Origin of the sequence: Mycolicibacterium aurum (genome assembly GCF_900637195.1) — a bacterium.
Classification (GTDB): domain Bacteria; phylum Actinomycetota; class Actinomycetes; order Mycobacteriales; family Mycobacteriaceae; genus Mycobacterium; species Mycobacterium aurum.
On the sequence record NZ_LR134356.1, the window covers coordinates 4,253,032 to 4,270,302 of the forward strand.

18 protein-coding genes are annotated in these 17,271 nt (G+C 67.5%); 9 read left to right on the forward strand and 9 right to left on the reverse strand.

Translation table 11 applies throughout. The features are described 5' to 3' along the window. Positions 1 to 37 precede the first annotated feature (37 nt). From EL337_RS19865 to EL337_RS19875, 3 genes are read left to right on the forward strand one after another with little or no spacing between them, the layout of a single operon-like run. Positions 38 to 751: an IclR family transcriptional regulator gene (locus EL337_RS19865; protein WP_048634406.1), complete on the forward strand. Its 714-nt coding sequence runs from the start codon at positions 38 to 40 to the stop codon at positions 749 to 751. A 19-nt stretch (positions 752 to 770) separates the two neighbouring features. Next, on the forward strand, positions 771 to 2,384 hold the full coding sequence (locus tag EL337_RS19870; RefSeq protein WP_048634405.1) for an FAD-dependent oxidoreductase: 1,614 nt from the start codon (positions 771 to 773) through the stop codon (positions 2,382 to 2,384). A 60-nt stretch (positions 2,385 to 2,444) separates the two neighbouring features. Continuing rightward, positions 2,445 to 3,065 (forward strand): TetR/AcrR family transcriptional regulator, encoded by a 621-nt coding sequence (locus EL337_RS19875; RefSeq protein ID WP_048634446.1) that lies wholly within the window; start codon positions 2,445 to 2,447, stop codon positions 3,063 to 3,065. Here EL337_RS19875 and meaB read toward each other — a convergent pair. Beyond that, complete coding sequence (meaB, locus tag EL337_RS19880; protein ID WP_048634404.1) at positions 2,987 to 3,895, reverse strand: methylmalonyl Co-A mutase-associated GTPase MeaB; 909 nt, start codon at positions 3,893 to 3,895, stop codon at positions 2,987 to 2,989. The genes EL337_RS19875 and meaB overlap by 79 nt on opposite strands. 105 nt (positions 3,896 to 4,000) lie before the next feature. On the opposite strand from meaB, the gene EL337_RS19885 reads away from it, so the two are divergent. Further along, positions 4,001 to 4,765, forward strand: a complete 765-nt coding sequence (locus EL337_RS19885; protein ID WP_048634403.1) for an SDR family NAD(P)-dependent oxidoreductase — start codon at positions 4,001 to 4,003, stop codon at positions 4,763 to 4,765. 24 nt (positions 4,766 to 4,789) lie between these two features. Beyond that, the gene (locus EL337_RS19890) at positions 4,790 to 5,530 is read left to right on the forward strand and encodes an SDR family NAD(P)-dependent oxidoreductase (RefSeq protein WP_048634445.1); all 741 of its coding nucleotides are present in this window, start codon (positions 4,790 to 4,792) and stop codon (positions 5,528 to 5,530) included. A 210-nt stretch (positions 5,531 to 5,740) separates the two neighbouring features. Here the strand turns inward: EL337_RS19890 and EL337_RS19895 are convergent, their stop codons facing one another. From EL337_RS19895 to EL337_RS19910, 4 genes are read right to left on the reverse strand one after another with little or no spacing between them, the layout of a single operon-like run. Beyond that, a complete protein-coding gene (locus tag EL337_RS19895; RefSeq protein WP_048634402.1) occupies positions 5,741 to 6,511 on the reverse strand; it encodes an enoyl-CoA hydratase/isomerase family protein in 771 nt (256 codons plus the stop codon). A gap of 4 nt (positions 6,512 to 6,515) precedes the next feature. Further along, the gene (locus tag EL337_RS19900; RefSeq protein ID WP_048634401.1) at positions 6,516 to 7,604 is read right to left on the reverse strand and encodes an acyl-CoA dehydrogenase family protein; all 1,089 of its coding nucleotides are present in this window, start codon (positions 7,602 to 7,604) and stop codon (positions 6,516 to 6,518) included. After that, positions 7,591 to 8,406, reverse strand: a complete 816-nt coding sequence (locus EL337_RS19905) for an acyl-CoA dehydrogenase family protein (protein WP_048634400.1) — start codon at positions 8,404 to 8,406, stop codon at positions 7,591 to 7,593. Before EL337_RS19905 ends, EL337_RS19900 begins: the two co-directional genes overlap by 14 nt. After that, positions 8,406 to 9,818: a class I adenylate-forming enzyme family protein gene (locus EL337_RS19910; RefSeq protein WP_048634399.1), complete on the reverse strand. Its 1,413-nt coding sequence runs from the start codon at positions 9,816 to 9,818 to the stop codon at positions 8,406 to 8,408. The genes EL337_RS19905 and EL337_RS19910 overlap by 1 nt, the downstream gene beginning before the upstream one ends. Positions 9,819 to 9,907: 89 nt before the next feature. Here EL337_RS19910 and EL337_RS19915 point away from each other — a divergent pair, with 89 nt between their 5' ends. Beyond that, positions 9,908 to 10,261, forward strand: a complete 354-nt coding sequence (locus EL337_RS19915) for a 2Fe-2S iron-sulfur cluster-binding protein (RefSeq protein ID WP_197724132.1) — start codon at positions 9,908 to 9,910, stop codon at positions 10,259 to 10,261. On the opposite strand, the gene EL337_RS19920 is transcribed toward EL337_RS19915, so the two are convergent. The 4 genes from EL337_RS19920 to EL337_RS19935 all read right to left on the reverse strand — a co-directional run bounded on the left by EL337_RS19920 (position 10,249) and on the right by EL337_RS19935 (position 14,330). Further along, a complete protein-coding gene (locus EL337_RS19920) occupies positions 10,249 to 11,256 on the reverse strand; it encodes a CaiB/BaiF CoA transferase family protein (protein WP_048634444.1) in 1,008 nt (335 codons plus the stop codon). The genes EL337_RS19915 and EL337_RS19920 overlap by 13 nt on opposite strands. Positions 11,257 to 11,300: 44 nt before the next feature. Further along, positions 11,301 to 12,257, reverse strand: coding sequence for an LLM class F420-dependent oxidoreductase (locus tag EL337_RS19925; RefSeq protein WP_048634397.1), 957 nt, complete (start codon positions 12,255 to 12,257; stop codon positions 11,301 to 11,303). Between the two features lie 82 nt (positions 12,258 to 12,339). Then, positions 12,340 to 12,741: a cobalamin B12-binding domain-containing protein gene (locus tag EL337_RS19930; protein WP_048634396.1), complete on the reverse strand. Its 402-nt coding sequence runs from the start codon at positions 12,739 to 12,741 to the stop codon at positions 12,340 to 12,342. Beyond that, positions 12,741 to 14,330 carry a methylmalonyl-CoA mutase family protein gene (locus EL337_RS19935; RefSeq protein WP_048634395.1) on the reverse strand — a complete coding sequence of 530 codons (1,590 nt, stop codon included), beginning with the start codon at positions 14,328 to 14,330 and terminating at the stop codon, positions 12,741 to 12,743. The genes EL337_RS19930 and EL337_RS19935 overlap by 1 nt, the downstream gene beginning before the upstream one ends. A gap of 235 nt (positions 14,331 to 14,565) precedes the next feature. Between EL337_RS19935 and EL337_RS19940 the strand changes: the two genes are divergently transcribed. From EL337_RS19940 to EL337_RS19950, 3 genes are read left to right on the forward strand one after another with little or no spacing between them, the layout of a single operon-like run. Then, a complete protein-coding gene (locus tag EL337_RS19940) occupies positions 14,566 to 15,372 on the forward strand; it encodes an SDR family oxidoreductase (RefSeq protein ID WP_048634443.1) in 807 nt (268 codons plus the stop codon). Then, positions 15,369 to 16,907, forward strand: a complete 1,539-nt coding sequence (locus EL337_RS19945) for a class I adenylate-forming enzyme family protein (protein WP_048634394.1) — start codon at positions 15,369 to 15,371, stop codon at positions 16,905 to 16,907. The genes EL337_RS19940 and EL337_RS19945 overlap by 4 nt, the downstream gene beginning before the upstream one ends. Beyond that, on the forward strand, positions 16,904 to 17,215 hold the full coding sequence (locus EL337_RS19950; protein ID WP_048634393.1) for a hypothetical protein: 312 nt from the start codon (positions 16,904 to 16,906) through the stop codon (positions 17,213 to 17,215). Before EL337_RS19945 ends, EL337_RS19950 begins: the two co-directional genes overlap by 4 nt. The last annotated feature ends 56 nt before the right edge of the window (positions 17,216 to 17,271 follow it).

Genomic DNA, 17,271 nt, shown 5'->3' on the forward strand with positions numbered 1-17,271 from the left:
ATCACTCTCGCGACTGCGTCTGTCAAGGAAGGTCCGAATGACTCAAGCGGCGGGCGGCGCCGGAAGCCCCGATGCGTCCACGGGCGCCCCCGGGTCCCAGACCCTGGCGCGTGGATTGAACGCGCTTCAGCTGGTTGCCAGTTCGCCGAACGGGTTGACCGTCGCCCAGGTCGCCGAGGACATCGGCGTCCACCGCACCATCGCCTATCGCCTTCTCAGCACCCTGTCCCAGTACCGGTTCGTGGCGAAGGGCGAAGACGGAAGATACCGCTCGGCGGCGGCGCTCGCCCTGCTCGGCGCGTCGTTCGACAACAACGTCCGCCAACTGTGTTCACCGACGTTGCGCAGCCTGGCCGACGATCTCGGCGCCACGGTGTCGCTGTTGGTCGCCGAGGGCGACCAACAGGTGGCGATCGCAGTCATGGCGCCGACGAACGTCTATTACCAGCTGTCGTTCCACGAGGGCAGCCGGTACGCGCTCGATCGCGGTGCCGCCGGGATCGCGCTACTGGCCAGCATGCCGCCACGACCAGGCGAACGCGAACTCGTGCAGCAGGCCCGCCAACAGGGCTGGGCGATCACGCACGGCGAGATCGAACCGAACACCTATGGACTGGCCGTTCCTGTGCGCCGCCGGCCGCCGTCACCGCCGACCTGCATCAACCTGATCTCACACCGCGAGGACGTCGTCATCGACGGCCGCGACTCAGTCATGAAGGCGGCCAACGAATTATCGGCTGTCCTCAGCTGAGGACCGAAAGGAGACAGCAATGACCGACTGGGACCACGAGGTCGACGTCGTCGTCCTCGGCAGCGGAGGCGCCGGGCTGACCGCCGCACTGACCGCCGCGGTCAACGGCGCAACGGTCGAGGTGTACGAGAAAGCCGCGACGGTGGGCGGGACCACCGCGGTATCCGGCGGCATCGTGTGGATCCCCGCCCACACGCGGTCCGCCGACGGCGAGCTGACCGCCGAGGACGCGATGGCCTACCTGCGCGCCCAGTCGCTGGGGTTCATGGACGACGAGCTGGTGGAGACGTTCGTGTCGACCGGCGCGGCCATGCTCGACTTCGTGGAGGACCACAGCGAGCTGGTGTTCGAGGTCGCCACGGGCTTCCCGGACTACAAGCCCGAACTCCCCGGCGGCAAGCCCGGCGGCGGACGCTCGTTGAATGCCAAGCCTTTCGATCTGTCCCGTCTCCAGGAGTGGCGCGACAGGATCACGTCGTTCCCGGCCGACTTCAGCAATGTCGGGATCGATGCCGAGACCAGGGCGCGGATCCACGCGTCCGTCGACAGCGACTCCGGCGACTACTGCGTCGCAGGCACCGCCCTGATCGCCGGACTCCTCAGGGGGTTGCTCGACCTCGGAGTGGTGCCCCACACCGGGGCACGTGCCACCGAGCTCGTCGCTGATCCGCTCGGGGTGACCGGTGTCCGAATCGGTGAGGGCGAGAAGGACTTCGCGGTACGGGCCCGCCGGGCCGTGATCCTGGGCACCGGTGGCTTCGAGTGGGACCGCCGCCTGGTCGACGCCTATCTGCGGGGCCCGATGCGCGGTGCCGTCTCGCCGCCGACCAACACCGGAGACGGCCTGCGGATGGCGATGGCACAGGGCGCTGACCTCGCCAACATGGGTGAAGCCTGGTGGGTGCCGATCGTCCAGATCCCCGGCGACACGTTCGGGGGTCAGCCTCGCAGTCGCAGTGTTCGGCTGGAGCGGACCCGCCCGCGCAGCATCATCGTCAACAGGGCGGGCAACCGGTTCCTCAACGAGGCGGGCGAGTACAACTCGATGGCGGGCCCGTTCCACTTCCTCGACCCCAAACTCGGCTACGCCAACGACCCGGCGTGGATCGTGTTCGACTCCCTGCACCTCAAGCACTATGGCTTCCTCGGGGTCGATCCCGACGGACCCATCCCCGACTGGTTCTGCCAGTCGGCCGACCTCGACGAACTCGGCGAGAAGACCGGCATCGACCCCGGCGGCCTCGCTGCCACGCTGGCCGCGTGGAACGGCAACGTCGCCGAGGAGCACGATCCCGATTTCGGCCGTGGCGCAAGTGCTTACGACGGCTATTGGGGTGACCCCTCCGCACCGACGACCGCGGCGCAGACCTTGGGACCGATCGACACCGCGCCGTACTTCGCGGTCCCGGTATCCGTCGGCGCGATGGGCACCAAGGGAGGTCCCCGTACCGATCGCGACGGCCGCGTCCTGCATGTCAGCGGCACCGCCATCACCGGACTGTTCGCGGTGGGCAACGCGATGGCCGGTGCCACCGGCAAGGCCTACGGCGGTGCGGGCGGCACCCTCGGTCCGGCCATGGTGTTCGGTTACCGCGCCGGGTACACCGCCGCCACCGGCAAGTCGGTGCCCTGACCCTCTGACCAGGTGGTCGATCCACCATCACCCACCTACGGGTCCGCTATTCTCGACACCGTGGCGGCCGCGGCGCAGAAGTTCGGTGCGATCACCCGCACGGCGGCACAAACCCGGGTACTGGACGCGGCGCTTCGGCTCATCGCCGAACACGGGGTCAGCGGAACCTCGCTGCAGATGATCGCCGATGCGATGGGCGTGACCAAGGCCGCGGTCTACCGGCAGTTCAAGACGAAAGAAGAGATCGTCGTCGCGATCACCGAGCGCGAGATGAGCACGCTGGAAGACGCGCTCGAGGACGCTGAAGCCGCGGGGCATGGCCTGCGGGCGCGCGAGGTTCTGCTGAACCGGATGATCGACCAGGCGATCGAGCGACGCGGGATGGTCAGCGTATTGCAGTTCGATCCCGTGATCATCCGACTTCAGGCCGAACACGAACCGTTCCAACGCTTCATCGAACGGCTCTATGCCGCGCTGCTCGGCACGGAGGCCGGGGTGCAGGCGCGCTTCCACGCGGCGATGCTCTCGAGCGCCATCAGCGTCGCCGTCATGCATCCGCTCATCGCGGATCTGGACGCCGAAACGCTACGCGGCCAGCTCATTCAGATGTCGCGGCGAATGCTCGACCTGCCGTCCGGCGACTCGGCCGCCACGGCGAACAATCGCTCGGCCGCGCTGTAGACGTCCTCGCTCCCGTCGGCCACCGATGTCGCGAGCAGGTCCAGCTCGGGATGGGTGCGCAGCAGCGTCTGTGCCAGCGAGAGGATCTGGGACCGCGCCCGCGCCGCCCGGCGCGCCGAATTGTCGGCGCGGTGATGGGACTCGATCACCTCGAGCAATTCCGCAATTCCCTCACCTTGAGCCGCAACGAGTTTCAGGATCGGTGCGTCGGTCTCGCCACGAAGATCCCGCACCGTCTGGTCGGCGCCGTCACGATCGGCTTTGTTCACCGCGACGATGTCGGCGACCTCGAGCAATCCCGCCTTCGCCGCCTGCACGGCGTCACCCGCACCGGGGTTGAGGATGACGATCGTGGGGTCGGCCACCGCTGCGATCTCGATCTCCGACTGACCGACGCCGACCGTCTCCAGGATCACCAGATCGTAGGAAAGCGCCGAAAGCAACCTGATGGCCGCGGGTACGGCCGCCGCGAGGCCACCGAGGTGCCCGCGCGTCGCCACCGAACGGATCAACACATCGGGATCGTTCAGGTGCGCGGCCATGCGGATGCGATCGCCCAGCAGGGCGCCCCCGCTGTAGGGCGACGACGGGTCGACAGCCAATACCGCGACCCGATTGCCACGGGCACGGTACGCAGTGACCAGCGCTCCGACCGTCGTCGACTTTCCCGCACCGGGCGGACCCGTGACGCCGACGACGCGAGCCGGCACGACCTCACCGAGGGCGCTGAGCACCTCGTCACGGCGTGGGCTCTCGACGCAACTCAGCAGCCGCCCCGTGGCGCGCTGCGAACCGCCCCGAGCAGCGGCGATGAGCTCGTCGATGGTCACCCCAGAGAGAGTACGCAGGTGATTTCCCTTCCCATCGGCCGACCGTTCCAGTGCTGAGAATGCTATTCTCTCTTGCAGAGAGTCTTCATTTCAAGGAGGTCACACGTGGAGATCGCCGGGAGCTCAGCTCTGGTCGTCGGAGGCGCGGGCGGGCTCGGAGAAGCCACCGTGCGAAGGCTCGTCGGTGCCGGCGCCAAAGTGGTGGTCGCCGATCTCGCCGACGACAAAGGCAAGGACCTGGAGTCCGAGCTCGGGGTGCGGTACGTGCGTACCGATGCGACCTCGGAGGAATCCGTCAACGCCGCGATCGAGGAAGCGCAATCGCTTGCCCCGCTGCGTATCTCGGTCGATACGCACGGAGGCCCCGCCGGCGGCGGGCGGCTGGTCGGCAAGGACGGCAGCCCCCTGGGATTGGATGCCTTCGAGACCACCATCACGTTCTATCTGACCGCGGTGTTCAACGTCATGCGGCTTTCGGCCGCGGCGATCGCGAAGACAGATCCGCTCGACGAAGGCGGCAGGGGCGTCATCGTCAACACCGCGTCGGTCGCCGGATACGAGGGACAGATCGGCCAGCTGCCGTATTCGGCGGCTAAAGGCGGGGTGATCGGCATGACGCTGGTCGCCGCGCGGGACCTGTCGCCGTTGGGTATCCGCGTCGTGACGATCGCTCCGGGAACGATCAACACCCCGGCCTACGGCAAGGCGGCCGATCAACTCGAGCAGTACTGGGGCCCGCAGGTGCCGTTCCCCAAGCGCATGGGCCGCTCGACGGAGTACGCGCAACTGGCCCAGAGCATCATCGAGAACGACTACCTCAACGGCGAGATCATCCGCCTCGACGGGGCGTTGCGGTTTCCGCCCAAGTGATCGCCGGGTGATCCCGAGGTGACGCTGCCGCTCGCAGGAAGGGTCGCTTTCGTCGCCGGTGCCAGTCGGGGTATCGGCGCCACCGTCGCTGTGGCACTGGCGCAAGCGGGTGCGTCGGTGGCCGTCGCCGCCCGATCCGAGCAGCAGGGCAAGCTCCCCGGAACCATCGGCTCTGTGGCACAACGCATCACCGCTGCCGGCGGGCGCGCCCTGCCGGTGGCGTGTGACGTGACCGACGAGGCGTCCGTGGAATCCGCTGTCGCGGCGACCGTCGCCGAGTACGGCGGTATCGACATCCTCGTCGCCAACGCCGGGGTGTTGTGGCTGGGCCCGATCGAGACCACGCCGCTGAAGCGGTGGAAGCTCTGCCTCGACGTCAACACCACCGGCGTCTTTCTCGTCACCAAGGCCGTCATCCCGCACGTCCGCGCCCGCGGCGGTGGTTCGCTCATCGCCGTCACGACCACCGGCGTCGCGATGACCGACCACGGCGCCAACGCCTACTGGGTGTCCAAGGCCGCCGCAGAACGGCTCTACCTCGGGCTGGCCACCGACCTGTCGCCGGACAACATCGCCGTCAACTGCCTCAGCCCGTCGCGGGTGGTGCTGACCGAAGGCTGGCAGGCCGGTGGCACAGGAATGCAGATCCCGCCCGAGATGGTCGAACCGCCAGAGGCCATGGCGAACGCCGCGGTTCTCCTTGCCCAGCAGGACGCTTCGGGTATCACGGGGACGATCCAGCGCTCCGAGGACCTCACTGGGTAAGCACCGCGAACGCGCGGGTTTGCACGCCGACACGCCGCTGAGAACCGGCGAGGAGCGCTCCCTCGCTGCACCGCGAACGCGCGGGTTTGCACACCGACACGCCGCGATCTGTATACAACGAGGGCGCATTCGACTCCCGTGAGCGCGCGCAGAATGCCGCGATTTGACGGCGCGCCGCCGCACAAACACGCGCGCTCGCGGACCAGGGGGTCAGGCCTTCTGCTTGGCGATCAGGCCGTCGACGATCGTGTTGAAGTCCGCCGTGCCGAAGGACACGTACTCCGAGAGGTTGGCGTAGTCCAACGATGCCATCACCGACTGCTCCAGTTGAAGATTCATCAGGCGCTTGGTGGCCTCCAGTGCCTGCTGCGGAAGCTCCATGATCTTCGTCGCACACGTAATCGCCTCGGCCAGCGGGTCTTCCACCACGTGGTTGACCATCCCCAACTCCAGCGCGCGCGGGGCCTTGATCCGCACACCGGTGAAGGCGAATTCCTTGGCATGCAACAGGCTGATCTGCGAGGGCCAGACCAGCGGCCCGCCGTCCGCCGCCACCAGGCCGATCGACACGTGCGGGTCGGCGAAGAAGGCCGTCTCCGCCATGTAGACGATGTCCGACAGCGCGGCGAGGCTGCAGCCCAGCCCGACGGCCGGACCGTTGACCGCTGCCACCACCGGGATCCGGCACCGCACCATGCCGATGACCAGATCGCGGCCGTGCTTGATGGTCTTCTGCCGCAGCGCTTCGTTGTTTCGCAGCTCGTCGAGGTAGGTGAAGTCGCCGCCGGCCGAGAACGCCCGTCCCGCACCGGTGATCACCGCCGCACGCGCGCCGGTGTCCTCGTTGAGTTCCTCCCAGATCTTGGCCAGCCCGACATGCAACGCATCGTTGACCGCGTTGAGATGGTCAGGCCGGTTGAGCGTGATGATGCGCAGGCCGCCGTCAGCCTCGACCTTGATTTCCGCTGGCATTCCGTACATGTTCTTAGACTCCCAGTCCCAAGATGCGCTGCGCGATGATGTTCTTCTGGATCTGCGACGTACCGCCCATCACGCTCTGCGCGCGGCTGTACATGTAGGCGCCGAACAGTTCCTCGTCGCCGGTACCCACGGTCTTGAGTGCCGCGTGTCCGACCGACTGCTCGACCCACGTCATCAGCAGCTTGTCGAGCGAACCCTGCGGGCCGTGCGTGAGCCCGTCGAGCTGCTCCGACAACCGCCTGCGCACATGCAGGCGCAGCATCTCGGTCTGCACCCACGCCCACAGCAGCTCTTCATTAGGCGCACCGTCGACACCAGAGGCCATTTGGCGCACTGTTTTTCCATAGCGCGCCGAAAATCCGAGGGTGGACGGCTCCCGCTCGTGACCGACAACCGTCATCGCCAGCTTCCAGCCCTCGCCGGGTGCGCCCACCATGTTCTCGGCCGGCACGCGGGCTCCCTCGAAACCGACCTGGCCGAACTCCTTGGTGACGCCACTGATCATCTTCAGCGGGCGCTGCTCGATACCGGCCTGGTGCATGTTCACGATGAACGCCGAGATGCCCTTGTGTTTCGGCACATCCTTGTCGGTGCGGGCCAACACCAGGCACCAGTCGGCGACGTCGGAGTAGCTCGTCCAGATCTTGTATCCGTTGAGGACGTATTCGTCACCGTCGCGGACGGCCGTGGTCGTCAACGACGCCAGATCCGAACCCGCGCCGGGCTCGGAGAAACCCTGGCACCAGCGCTCGGTGCCGTTGATCATGCCTGGCAGGAATCGCTGCCGAAGTTCCTCGCTGCCATGGTGACTCAGACCGACGACGAGGTACCCGAGGCTGGGCCGCGCCGGTGCGCCGGCCTTGGCGATCTCCTCGTCGACGATGACGTCGTACACCGGGGGCAGGTCCTGGCCGCCGTACGCTTTCGGCCACGACGTGCCGAAGAACCCGGCCTCGAAGAGCGCCTGGTGCCACTCCCCCGCCTTGGCCCAGTACGCGTCACCCGAGGTCGGGAACCTGCCCTTCTGCTCGGTCAGCCACGCTCGCAGCCGCCCGCGGAACGCGGCCTCCTCCGGCGAATCACGAAAGTCCAACGGTCAGCTCCTCCAACTTGGCGGGCCAGGTCTCGGTGGCGGCCAGCACGCGACGAAGATAGATGTGCGCCAGGCATTCCCAGGTGTTGCCGATGCCGCCGTGCACCTGGATCGACGTCTCACACACGGTCATCGCGGCGCGCGCGCTGTAGATCTTCGCGATCCGTGCGGCCTCGATCGCCTCGCGCACCGGAAGTTCGTCGACCGCCCACGCTGCATGACGCGCCACGCTGATCGAACCCTCGATCAGCGCAAGACTTTCCGCGAGTAGGTGCGCGACGGCCTGATAGGACCCGATCTTGGCACCGTACTGTTCGCGAACCTTGGCGTACTCGCATGCCAGCGTGTGTGTGCCGCGGGCGGCACCGACCATGTCGGCCGCGGTCGCGGCCAGCGCAAGCGCATACCAGCGACCCGAGTCGTCGTCGGACAGATCGCTCAGCCCCGCTGGTGACTCGACAACTCCCGCAAGGCTTCTCGTGAGATCCACCGACGGTGGCGCGTCGCCGGCCTCGGCCACCTCGCGACCCAGTCTGCGTTGCAAGTCGTCGACAAGCACGGGGCCGAGATACGGCACGTCCACCAATCCCCGGCCGAACTCTTCGGCCACGATCGCGACCTCGACCGCCGAGGCGCCGTCGGAACGCAGGGTCCGGAAGCCGGTGGCGTCTACTGCTTTTTCCAGCCTTGCGAGACGGGCAGGGTCGTCCAGATCGGCCACCGACCGCGGTCCGAAGTCGCCCGCCACCTCCGCGGCCGCGTCGCGCAGCTGTCGCTGTTCACTGGTCAGACGGACGTCCATCAGATTCCTCTGCTCTTCGCGCAAGCGCTCATCGCCCGCTCCTTCAGGACTCGTCGGAGCACCTTGCCCGAGGGCAGGCGCGGGATCTCGTCGACGACCACGACCTGGCTCGGTCGTTTGTACGACGCCAGCCAGTCGGCGACCAGCGAGGCGAGCGCGTCGGTGTCCACCGGACGACTCACCGTCACCGCGGCGACGATCGCCTCACCATCGGGCGCAGGGACGCCGAATACCGCGCAGTCCTCGACATCGGGGTGGCCGTGCAGCACCGCCTCGATCTCGGCGGGCGCGACTTGGAAGCCACGCACCTTGATCATCTCCTTGGCGCGGTCGGTGATCCGCAGCCACCCGTCGGCGTCGACGCTGCCCACGTCGCCGGTGCGGTACCAGCCGTCGGAGAAGGCGTCCGCGGTCCACAGATCCGGCAGGTAGCCGGCCATCGCCGAGTCGGAGCGCACCTGGATCTCTCCGACCTCCCCTGGCCCGACCGGCTCTCCGGTTTCCAGCGACACGATGCGCAGGTCGACGCCGTCGACCGCCCGTCCGACGGTGTCCAGGCGTGCACCCCGCAGATCGTTGCACGAGATCACCGGCAGCTCGCTCGCGCCGTAGGCGGTTACCCACGCGACGCCGGTCCGCGCCGAAACCGACTCGGCCACTGTCGCAGTCACCGGCGTGGCGCACCACATGATGTATCGCAGCGATGACAGGTCGTGCTCCCGCAGACCCGGGTGGGCAGACAGCGCCAGCGCGATCGGCGCGACCGCCATCTCGATCGTGATGCGGTCGGCCTCGATGTGGCGCAGCATGGCGTCGATGTCGAAACGGCGGTGCAGTCGGATCCATGCACCGGTGCCCAGCGCCGTCACGATGTTGAGCAGGCCGAGGATGTGCGACGGCGGAGTCATGATCTGCAGCCGGTCCCCGGACGTGAGCCCGAGGGCAGTGCGCCAATGCTGTATCGCGACATTCAGCGAGGCGTGGGTGTGACGGACCGCCTTCGGCATTCCCGTGGTTCCGGAGCTGAAGACGAGTACCGCGTCGGAATCCGGGGTGACCGCCGTCGCAAGGTGTGGCCTCGGGATGATCTCGTCGTCGAGGGACAGCATCGGCATCGCCTCGGCGAGCACGGGATGGTCACCGACAGCGTGCGTGGGCTCGGTGAGTGACAGCGCGTGGCGGACCTCGGCGTGCTTCCACGCCGGACTCAACATCACCGCGGCAGCCCCCAGCCGCCAGATCGCACGCAGCGCGACGACGAATTCTGGCCGGTTGGACGACATCACCGCGACACGGGCCCCCGGTCGCACACCGCGCTGATGCAGCACCGCCGCCATGCCACACGCGAGTGCGTCGAGGTCGGCGAGGCTGTACTCCCGGTCCTCGAAGGCGAGCGCCATCGGCTCACTCACGTCGCGCGCGCCCCTTCGGTGAAGTCATGGATGATGTACATGAGAGGATTACCGCTTGTCGAGGAGAATAGTATTCTCCTATTATCAGAATGACAATGTCGAGAGAGGGTCCTATGACCGACCCGCAGACACCGGGATCGGGGTCCGCAGTGACAGAGCACGCCGCGACGGGCACCATCACCATCCAGCTGGACGGCAGCACCGCGTCGGTGGCCCAGCGATCGGGCGAGACGCTGCTGGAGAGCGCTCGCCGCGCGGGGATGGGGCCGCCGTTCTCCTGCGAAGCCGGAAACTGCGGCACATGCATGGCACTGCTGACCGAGGGCAGGGCGACGATGCGGGTCAACGACGCGCTGACCGAGGATGAGGTGGAGGACGGGTACGTGCTCACGTGCCAGGCCGTTCCCGATACCGCGGATGTCACGGTCAACTACGACGAGTGAGCCGGCGCGTCCGCATGCTCGTCGAGCTGCGGCGCGGCACGGTATTCCGGCTCGTAGCCGCCGATCCGGATCGGGCTGCGGACCAGCCGGAACTCCCCTGCCGTGACCAGCGTTTGGGGTAACGCCTCGAGTGCCTCGGGCAGTGTGCGCACGGCCGAGACGGGAATGCCAAGGGGGCGCAACCTCTGCTGCCAGTTCACCGCGGTATCCCCGGCAAGCGCGGCGCTGACCAGCGCCAGCACCTCATCGCGGCGTGCCGCGCGCTCCGCCATCGTCGCGAACCCCTCGATACCCGCCTCGGAGGCGAACGCCGCCCAGAACGCGTCATGGGTGATGAACAATGCCAGGAAACCATCGGCTGTCGAGAACAGCTGCGCCGGAACATAATACGAATGCGCACCGTACGGATGTCGCTGTGGTTCGATGCCGTCGTTGAGGAACGCCGCGGCGCGGTAGTTCAACTGCGAGAGCATCACGTCCTGCAGCGACACGTCGACCTGGCCGCCGGTCCCGGACACGATCTTGGCAAGTAATCCGAGCGCCGCGGTCAGACCCGTGGAGTTGTCGGCCGACGAATAGCCCGGCAACGTCGGGGGTCCCTGCGGATCGCCCGTCATCGCGGCCACACCGGTGGCCGCCTGGATCACGTAGTCGAACGCGGGATCGTCGCCGCCCTCGAGTCCGAAGCCGGTCATCGCCACACAGACGATGCCCTCGTTGAACTCCTTCAGCGAGTCATACGTCAAGCCCAGCCGCTTGATCGCGGACGGCTTCATGTTGACCAGCAGCGCATGCGAAGTCGCAACGAGCTCGCCGAGACGCTGCCGACCCTCCGCCGACCTGAGGTCGATGACCATGCTCTGCTTGTTGCGGTTGAGGCTGGCGAAGTAGCTGTCGCTGACCTGGCGGGAAATCTCGCCGCCGGGCGGCTCGATCTTGATGACCTCGGCACCGAGGTCGGCCAGCATCATCGTCGCGTAGGGGCCGGCGAGCATGACGCCGACCTCGATGACCCTGACGCCCGCGAGCGGGCCGCCGCTCACGTGAGGGCCCTCGCGATCTCGGCTATCACCTCGCGGGTCCGGTACTTCGACGCCACGAGCTCATCGCGGGTGTCTCCGATGGGCAGTAGCCGCACCGACAGGTCGGTGACGCCGGCATCGGCGAACTGCTTGAAACGCGCCAGGATTGAGTCCTCATCCCCGGCCGCACACAGGTCACCGACGTTGCGCGCATCGCCGCGGTCCAGTAAGCGCTGGTAGTTTGGGGACGTCTCCGCCTCGGCGAGGATCCGGTTCGCGCGCTCCTTGGCCGCGTCGATCTCGGAGTTGGCGCACAGGCACACCGGGATGCCCGCCACGATGCGCGGCGCAGGGCGGCCCGCGTCGGCGGCGGCCTTGGTGATCTTGGGGGCGATGTGCTCGCCGATCGCCTTCTCGTCGGCCATCCACAACACCGTGCCGTCGGCGCGCTCGCCGGCGATCTGCAGCATCACCGGCCCGAGGGCGGCGACGAGAACGGGCACGGGCTTCTCGGCACCGAGGACCGTCGGATTGTGCACGGTGAACGTGTCGTTCTCCACGTCGACGTCGCCCGGTCCGGCCAGCGCGGCATTGAGCACGTCGAGGTAGTCGCGCGTGTAGGCCGCCGGCTTCTCGTACGGGATGCCCAGCATGTCGCGCACGATCCAGTGATGGGACGGTCCGACGCCCAGCGCCAATCGGCCTGCCGCCATGGCATGCACCGACAGTGCCTGCCGGGCAAGGGCAATGGGATGCTGCGCCTGCAGCGGGACGACGGCCGTGCCGAGTTCGATCCGCGACGTGTGGGCGGCCATCAGCGCCACCATCGTCAGGCAGTCGAAGTCGTTGGGCACCTGCGGCATCCAGGCGGTGTCCAGGCCTGCCGATTCGGCCCACTCGATGTCGGCGACGAGCTTGGTGACCTTACGCGCCATGTCGCCGCGCTCGGCCCCGATCATCACGCCGAGTCTCACAGGCCTGCCCCCTTCGAGAGTGCGGTCAGATCGCCGAAACGGCCGAAAAGTCGCTCTGCGCGCACTCTCGGTGAAATCGCGATCATTCGGCGTCCGCCTTCTCCGTCAGCGCCCGCACATCCCGCACCAGGTCGTCCAGCGAGGTACCGGTCGGGAACACCGCAGCCGCACCGGCGTCGAGCAGCTTCTGGACGTCTCCCTGCGGGATGGTGCCGCCCACGACGACGGCGATATCACCGGCGTCGGCGTCGCGCAACGCGTCCACCACCCTGGTGGTCAACCCGATGTGGGCGCCGGACAGGATCGAAAGACCCACCAGCGCAACATCTTCCTGGAGCGCAATCGAGACGATGTCCTCGATGCGTTGGCGGATCCCGGTGTAGATCACCTCGAACCCGGCGTCGCGCAGCGTGCGCGCGACGATCTTGGCTCCCCGGTCGTGGCCGTCCAGACCGGGTTTGGCGACGAGTACCCGAGCGCTCACTAGAACACCACCGGTTGCTGGAACTCGCCCCACACCGTCTTCAGCGTCGACACCATCTCTCCCACCGTGCAATACGCGTTCGCGCAGTCGATCAGCTTGTGCATGAGGTTGTCATCTCCGTCCGCCGCGCGGGCCAACGCGGCGAGCGCCTCCTTGACAGCGACGGGATCGCGCTCGGCCTTCACCTTCGCCAGACGCTTGAGCTGGAGGTCGCGACCCTCGGCATCGAGTTCGTAGGTGGCGAGGTCGGGCGCCGGTTCGTCGACGACGAACTTGTTCACCCCGACGACCGGCCGCTCCCCCGATTCCACCTCCTTGTGGATCTTGTACGCCTCGTCGGCGATGAGGCCCTGCAGGTAGCCGTCCTCGATGCACTGCACCATGCCGCCGTGGGCTTCGAGGTCGTGCATGATCTCGATGATCTTCGCCTCGGTGGCATCGGTGAGCGCCTCGACAAAGTACGACCCTCCGAGCGGGTCGGCCACTTTGGTCACGCCGGTCTCATAGGCCAGGATCTGCTGGGTGCGCAGCGCCAAGGTGGCCGACTCCTCACTGGGCAGCGCGAACGGCTCATCCCAGGCGGCGGTGAACATCGACTGCACGCCACCGAGCACCGCGGCCATCGCCTCGTAGGCGACGCGCACCAGGTTGTTCTGCGCCTGCGGGGCATACAGCGAAGCACCGCCGGCGACGCAGCCGAAGCGGAACATCGACGCCTTGTCACTGTCGGCACCGTAGCGCTCCCGCACTATCGTCGCCCAGCGCCTGCGACCGGCGCGATACTTCGCGATCTCTTCGAAGAAGTCTCCGTGCGTATAGAAGAAGAACGACACCTGCGGAGCGAACTTGTCGATGCTCATCCGCCCACGCTCGATGACGGTGTCGCAGTAGGTGACACCGTCGGCGAGGGTGAACGCCATCTCCTGGACTGCGTTCGCGCCTGCGTCGCGGAAATGCGCACCGGCCACCGAGATCGCGTTGAACCTCGGTACCTCGGCCGCGCAGAACTCGATCGTGTCCGCGATCAGCCGCAGCGACGGCTCCGGCGGCCAGATCCACGTCCCCCGCGACGCGTACTCCTTGAGGATGTCGTTCTGGATCGTGCCGGTCAGCTTCTCCCGCGGCACACCCTTCTTCTCGGCGGCAGCCACGTAGAACGCCAGCAAGATCGCGGCCGTCCCGTTGATCGTGAAGCTCGTGCTGATCTTGTCGAGCGGGATCCCGTCGAACAGGATCTCCGCGTCGGCGAGGGTGTCGACGGCGACACCCACCCGGCCGACCTCCTCGCCGTACTCGTCGTCATCGGAGTCGTAGCCGCACTGGGTGGGCAGGTCCAAGGCGACGGACAGGCCGGTTCCACCCTGATCCAGCAGGTACCGGTAGCGGCGGTTGGACTCCTCCGCGGTACCGAATCCCGAGTACTGACGAAAGGTCCAGGTCTTGCCGCGATAACCGGACGCGAAGTTGCCGCGGGTGAACGGATACTCCCCGGGCGGCGGCGGATCGGCCGCACGCGCACCGGGTCCGTACACGGGGTCCAGTGGGATGCCCGACGGGGTCTCTACCCGAGGGGCGGCTCGCTCGCTCATCAGTGGATAACGTACTTGCAAAAAATGAGAATGCCAATACCGTCTGAGGCAAAGCTGCACGCAGCAGTATGTGCGGAGGCCCCGCCGGCGGTCGCGAAGACCCGGTACACAGCGGATATGTGATTCGCCTAAAATGAGAACGGCACTATCTGGCGCCGACGAGGAGGACGGACATTTGTCTGTGAAGGCCAGCGAGACCACCAAGACCGGCGCGGCGGTCTTCAGCGACCGGACCATGGTGGTGTCCGGCGGTAGCCGAGGCATCGGCTTGGCCATCGCGCTCGCCGCCGCCCGCCGCGGCGCCAACGTCGTGCTCCTGGCCAAGACCTCCGAGCCGCACCCGAAACTGCCCGGCACCGTGCACACCGCGGTCGCCGAGGTCGAGGCCGCCGGCGGTAAGGGGGTGGCCGTGGTCGGCGACGTCCGCAAGGAAGAGGATGTGGCACGTGCGGTGAGCACCGCTGTCGAGCACTTCGGCGGCGTCGACGTCGTCATCAACAACGCCAGTGCGATCGCCACCGACTCCACCGAGCTGCTGTCGGCCAAGAAGTTCGATCTGATGATGGACATCAACGTCCGCGGAACGTTCCTGTTGACCAGGGCCGCGCTCCCGCATCTGCGCACGTCTCCCGCCGCACACGTGGTGACACTCGCGCCGCCGCTGAACCTGAGTCCACGATGGCTGGGCGCCCACCCGTCCTACACAGTGTCCAAATACGGGATGACACTGCTGTCGCTCGGCTGGGCCGCGGAGTATGAAGAAGACAACATCGGCTTCAGCTGCCTGTGGCCCGAGACGTACATCGCCACGTCGGCGGTGACCAATCTCGCCGACGGAGGAGACCTCGTGAAAGCGTCGCGCAGCCCCGAGATCATGGGCGACGCGGCCGTGGCGATCCTGTCGCAGCCGCCGGCCGCCGTGAACGGGAAGACGTTCATCGACTCAGCGGTCCTGACCGAGGCGGGCGTCACCGACCTGACCCGCTACGGGGGCGGCGACCGTCCGATCCTCGACATCTTCGTCGACGAGCCGCAAGCATGAGCATCTCGCTGCTGCTGGAGATGGCTCAAGAAGCCGGGGGGCCGGGCGGCCATGACCGCACCGCGATCGTGTCCGACGAACTGCGGCTCACCACAGCCGAACTGAGCAGCCTGGCCGACGGTGGGGCGGGGATCATCGCGTCGTCCGGTGCCCAGCACGTCGCGTACGTGGGCACAGGCGGCGCGATGCTGCCCCTTCTGCTGTTCTCGTCGGCTCGGGCCGCGGTGCCGGTGACGCCGTTGAACTACCGATTGTCCGGCGAGGGCCTGCGGGCGTTGCTGGACCGCCTTCCCGATCCGCTGGTGGTCGTCGACGACGAGTACCGGGACGCGGTGGGCCCCGGGTACCGGACGGTGACCTCGACGGACTTCCTCGCCTCGGCCGCCACCGCCGAGCCGGCCGCCGAGTTCGCCGACCCGGACGCGGTCGGCGTGGTGCTGTTCACCTCCGGCACGACGTCGAAACCCAAGGCCGTCGAGCTGACGCATGCGAATCTGACCAGCTACATCACCGGCACCGTCGAGTTCGCCTCGGCCGCAACAGATGATGCGGCACTGATCTGCGTGCCGCCCTATCACATCGCCGGTGTCAGCGCGGCCCTGTCCAACCTGTATGCGGGCCGGAAGATGGTGTACCTGACGCACTTCGACGCCGAGAAGTGGGTGCAGCTGGTGGCCGACGAGGGCGTCACATCGGCGACCGTGGTGCCGACCATGCTGGACCGGATCGTCACGGTCCTCGAGGCCGGGCGCATCGCGCTGCCCTCCCTGCGCACGCTCGCCTACGGCGGTTCGAAGGTACCGCTGCCGCTGGTCCGCAAGGCGCTGTCACTACTTCCCGACGTCGGGTTCGTCAACGCCTACGGATTGACGGAGACCAGTTCCACCATCGCGGTGCTCACGCCGGACGATCACCGCGCTGCGCTCACCGCGTCCGATGACGGCGCCACGCGCCGGCTCGGCTCGGTGGGTCAGCCGGTCCCCGGCATCGAGGTCCAGATCCGCGCCGACGACGGCACGGTTCTCGGCCCCGGGGAGCCGGGTGAGTTGTTCGTCCGCGGCGAGCAGGTCTCGGGCAGATACACCGACATCGGATCGGTGCTGGACGCCGAAGGTTGGTTCCCCACCAAGGACGTCGCCTACCTCGACGAGGCGGGCTATCTGTTCATCGGGGGCCGCTCCGACGACACCATCATCCGGGGAGGCGAGAACATCGCCCCTGCTGAGATCGAGGACGTCCTCGTCGAGCATCCCGATGTTCGTGACTGCGCCGTGGTCGGAGCCGACGACCCGCAATGGGGCCAGATCATCGTCGCGGTCGTGGTGGCCCACCCGGGCGCCGATCCCGACGTCGAGGATCTTCGCTCGCATGTCCGATCCCAGCTGCGTGGGTCTCGCACCCCGGACCGCGTGGTGTTCCGGGATGAGCTGCCCACCAACGCGACCGGCAAGGTACTGCGCCGTGAACTCGTCAGTGAACTGAACCAGGATCAATCGCCGGCCGAGCCGGCCACGACGCAAGGAGCCCCTGCATGATCAAGAACGGCAGCCGCCTGCAGAGTCAGGTCTGCGACACACAGGTGATCGTGGTCCGCAGCGCCGACAGCCTCGACGACCTCCGCATCGGCGGGGCGCCTGTGGTCCCTGTCGGTGCCGACGCCCCGGGTGCGGATCCGGAGGCGACCCTGGACGACTCGCTGGCGACCGGCAATCTGATGGGCAAGCGCTACGTCGACGACAACGGAGCCGAGGTTCTCGTCACGAAGGCCGGAAAGGGCACCATCAGCATCGGCACCACCCCGTTGGCGCTCAAGGAAGCCAAACCGCTACCCGCCAGCGACTAGGCACCCCGACACGGCGGGCCCACGACAGGGCCCGCTGGACGACCGACTGATACGTT

Excerpts from the sequence above, each read along its gene's own strand:
- EL337_RS19940 (WP_048634443.1), top strand. The coding sequence starts at position 14,566 with ATGGTGGTGTCCGGCGGTAGCCGAGGCATCGGCTTGGCCATCGCGCTC.
- EL337_RS19865 (WP_048634406.1), top strand. The coding sequence starts at position 38 with ATGACTCAAGCGGCGGGCGGCGCCGGAAGCCCCGATGCGTCCACGGGC.
- EL337_RS19870 (WP_048634405.1), top strand. The coding sequence starts at position 771 with ATGACCGACTGGGACCACGAGGTCGACGTCGTCGTCCTCGGCAGCGGA.
- EL337_RS19920 (WP_048634444.1), bottom strand. The coding sequence starts at position 11,256 with ATGCTCGCCGGCCCCTACGCGACGATGATGCTGGCCGACCTCGGTGCC.
- EL337_RS19935 (WP_048634395.1), bottom strand. The coding sequence starts at position 14,330 with ATGAGCGAGCGAGCCGCCCCTCGGGTAGAGACCCCGTCGGGCATCCCA.
- EL337_RS19945 (WP_048634394.1), top strand. The coding sequence starts at position 15,369 with ATGAGCATCTCGCTGCTGCTGGAGATGGCTCAAGAAGCCGGGGGGCCG.
- EL337_RS19915 (WP_197724132.1), top strand. The coding sequence starts at position 9,908 with ATGACAATGTCGAGAGAGGGTCCTATGACCGACCCGCAGACACCGGGA.
- EL337_RS19950 (WP_048634393.1), top strand. The coding sequence starts at position 16,904 with ATGATCAAGAACGGCAGCCGCCTGCAGAGTCAGGTCTGCGACACACAG.
- EL337_RS19895 (WP_048634402.1), bottom strand. The coding sequence starts at position 6,511 with ATGTACGGAATGCCAGCGGAAATCAAGGTCGAGGCTGACGGCGGCCTG.
- EL337_RS19905 (WP_048634400.1), bottom strand. The coding sequence starts at position 8,406 with ATGGACGTCCGTCTGACCAGTGAACAGCGACAGCTGCGCGACGCGGCC.